1 pseudogene is annotated in these 407 nt (G+C 71.9%); it reads left to right on the top strand.

Going from position 1 to position 407, the window contains the following annotated elements:
• Nucleotides 1-174: 174 nt before the first annotated feature.
• Nucleotides 175-407 (top strand): annotated as a pseudogene (locus CCN42_RS45430) (cellulose-binding protein); the annotation flags it as partial.

Here is a 407-nt window from a genome sequence, read left to right as displayed (position 1 = left end):
GCCGCCCTCGGCCCCGGCCGCTGGCCGGTGACGACGCTGCTCGCCCACCGCGCGAGCACGCGACCCGCCCCGAGGAGGGAGGTGGCAGGCACGCACGACACCTGACCCACAAGTTGTCATGCGCACGCAATTCGCGGGNNCCCGCGATCCCCGAACAACCGGAGGAAGCGCACCATGAACCACGCACTCGCAACACCCGCACACCGCACCGCGCTCGGCGCCGGCGTGCTGGCCACCAGCCTGCTGTGCCTGCTTCCGCTCGCACCGTCGGCCTCCGCTCACGGCACGGTGATCACCCCCGAGACGCGCAACTACGGCTGCCTCCAGCGGTGGGGCTCCAGCGAGCCCGACGAGGCCCAGGACCCCATGTGCTACCGCACCTACCACGAGAACCCGAACGCCATCAC

Source organism: Streptomyces glaucescens (genome assembly GCF_002154375.1).
GTDB classification, from domain to species: domain Bacteria; phylum Actinomycetota; class Actinomycetes; order Streptomycetales; family Streptomycetaceae; genus Streptomyces; species Streptomyces glaucescens.
Note: the sequence above shows the minus strand (reverse complement) of the source record. Positions and strands in the feature narration are given on the sequence as shown.